Source organism: Devosia sp. (assembly GCF_017307565.1).
Classification (GTDB): Bacteria; Pseudomonadota; Alphaproteobacteria; order Rhizobiales; family Devosiaceae; genus Devosia.
In genome coordinates this window covers 61,081-63,487 of record NZ_JAFKHD010000070.1, presented here as the reverse complement: position 1 = coordinate 63,487, position 2,407 = coordinate 61,081, and the positions used below count along the sequence as shown (strand labels likewise).

The following is a 2,407-nucleotide window of genomic DNA, read 5'->3' as shown; positions in this document are numbered from 1 at the left end:
TGCGCTCGGCGCCTTCGGCACCGAGGAAGTGGGCGATGTAGAGTTCGCCGGCGCTGGGATTGCGCCCGAATCGCGATTTCAGGTACTCGCCGTTGGACCGGGTGAAGGCGGCGGCGAGGTCTGCGGCGATTTGCGGATCCTCGCGCAGTTTCAGGATTTCGGCTTTGCGCGCGGGATCGGCAACGGTGTAGCTGCCATCGCTACGCTGTTGAATTTCATTGGCAATATTGGCGTAGCCGAGGCGCGGGCCTTCCTGCTTCATTACCTGCAACCAAGTGCCTTCGAGGAACTGGAAGAGGCCCACTGCAGAGGACGTGCTGGCTTTTGCAGACGGGTTGAGGCTGCTTTCGCGCATCGCCGTCTGCAAAAGGTATGAGAAGTCCACGCCGTTTCGGTTGCCGGCCGCGGTCAGGGCTGAGGCAAGGTTCTGCGGAACGGAGATGGACTGGACGCCCATGAACAGCCTGCGGTTAGCGACTAATGCGTTAACCTCTGCATTATTATGGCTAACAGACTGTTAACACCGAGATGGTCACGGACGCCATTCTGTTACGATTTCATCCAGATTGGGTCGCGGACGGTCCTCGATGATGGTGCTCGGGGTGCCGATGTGGACGAAACCGACAAACCGCTCCCCCTCTTTGGCGCCGAGCAGCGCAGCGGCTTCAGCGTCAAAGCTGTACCAGCGGGTGATCCAGGTCGCAGCATAGCCAAGGGCATAGGCGCCGTGGACGAGATTGAAGGCGACATTGCCGGCCGAGAGCAACTGCTCGAATTCCGGAATCTTTACATGCGGCTTGGCGGTCGAAATGACGCCGACGACGAGCGGGGCCGGCAGGAACTGGCGGCGCTCGATCTCGAGGCCGGCTTCGTCGAGTTCCGGGCGCTTGCGCTTTGCCAGTTCGGCCAGCTTTTCGCCGGCCGCGACGCGGGCATCGCCGGTGAAGAGGACCAGGCGCCAGGGCGCGAGCTTGCCGTGGTCAGGAACGCGGGTCGCGATGGTCAACAGCGTCTGCAGATCCTCGCCGGTGGGCGCGGGCTCGGTGAGAAAAGCCTGGCCGACGGAGCGACGGGCAAGAAGATAGTCGCGGAGAGCGGGATTGGCGGGCATGAATTATCCTTGAGGGAAAGGGCGGGCCTGACAAAAATCCTTTGACCCAAACCCGCACCGGTTTTCAAGCCGATCCGAGTGTGACACAGCTTTTCCGTATTCGCGCCCTAGCTTGCAAGAGTCGGGGCATTCCGCCCTATTTCGATGGCCCGAACAACCATGCTGCCTGTATCCCGCCTGATTGCCTGTGCCATTCTCGGCTTTGCAAGCGTTACGCTTGCCCCCGCGCCCGTTGCGTTCGCGCAGGAAAATGCCGAAATCCCGCCCCTGCCCCGTCCGCGCCCCGATCCCAAGTCGTTGCCCGCAGCGCCTGCCGCGCAGGCCCCAACGAGCAATGGCGGCACGGCAGCGGAAGCAATCGCTGCGGCCACGAGCGCTCCGCAATCGGTAACACTGTCGGCACGCATCACGCAGGAAGGCCCGGCCATTCCCGATGGCGTGGTGTGGCGCGTCTATAACAGCGTGCCCGATGCGCAGGGCAACATGACGCTGGTGGCAAAATCGGAACAGTCCACGGCGCGGCTCGACCTGCCGCCGGGCGAATATGTGGTTCATGCCGCCTATGGGCGGGCGCAGTTGAGCGAGTCGCTGTCCGTGGTTCCCGGAGCGAACGAGAAGGTCGTCGACCTCGAAGCCGGCGCCCTGCGGCTCAACTCGGCCGTTACCGGCGACATTCCGATTCCGCCGACGCAGCTGCGCTTCGACATTTTCACGGCCGGCGAGGAAAGCAGCCGCGTGATGATCGCGGAAAACCTGCCGCCCAACGACATCGTGACGCTCAATGCCGGCACCTATCACATCGTCTCGCATTTCGGCACGATCAACGCCGTGGTGCGCGCGGACCTTCGCGTGACGGCCGGCGAACTCACGGACGCGACGCTTTACCACCATGCCAGCGAAGTTTCGTTCAAGCTGGCTTCGGAAGAAGGCGGCGAGGCGATTGCCGACGTGGAATGGACGGTAAAAACGTCCGATGGCACTACGGTGTTTACCGATCGCGGCGCGTTCCCCTCGACCGTCCTGGCAGAGGGTGAATACCTCATTCTCGCCAAGCAAGGCGAGAAGGTCTACAACCGCGAAGTGCAGGTTGTATCCGGCGGCTCCCGCGAAATCGAAGTGCTTACCAGCGTCTATCAGGGCGGCTAAGGCCGCACATACCCCCCGCGTCATGCCCCCGAGCGCCGGGATGACACGGTGAATTTGGTTGGGGTCAATACCCCATGGTCTGTCGTCACTATCGGGCTTGTCCCGGTAGTCCATGCGGAGGTGAGGTGGATTGCCGGAACGAGTCCGGCA

Annotated in this window: 3 protein-coding genes; 1 reads left to right on the top strand and 2 read right to left on the bottom strand. The window is 62.5% G+C overall.

The window, feature by feature from the left end:
* A partial coding sequence (locus J0I64_RS02125; protein WP_291405972.1) for a transglycosylase SLT domain-containing protein occupies window positions 1–457 on the bottom strand: 457 nt, incomplete at its 3' end.
* Window positions 458–532: 75 nt separating this feature from the next.
* Window positions 533–1,111, bottom strand: coding sequence for a nitroreductase (locus tag J0I64_RS02120; protein WP_291405970.1), 579 nt, complete (start codon window positions 1,109–1,111; stop codon window positions 533–535).
* Window positions 1,112–1,270: 159 nt separating this feature from the next.
* Between J0I64_RS02120 and J0I64_RS02115 the strand changes: the two genes are divergently transcribed.
* Complete coding sequence (locus J0I64_RS02115) at window positions 1,271–2,257, top strand: hypothetical protein (protein WP_291405968.1); 987 nt, start codon at window positions 1,271–1,273, stop codon at window positions 2,255–2,257.
* Window positions 2,258–2,407: the final 150 nt, after the last annotated feature.

Excerpts from the sequence above, each read along its gene's own strand:
- J0I64_RS02115 (WP_291405968.1), top strand. The coding sequence starts at position 1,271 with ATGCTGCCTGTATCCCGCCTGATTGCCTGTGCCATTCTCGGCTTTGCA.
- J0I64_RS02120 (WP_291405970.1), bottom strand. The coding sequence starts at position 1,111 with ATGCCCGCCAATCCCGCTCTCCGCGACTATCTTCTTGCCCGTCGCTCC.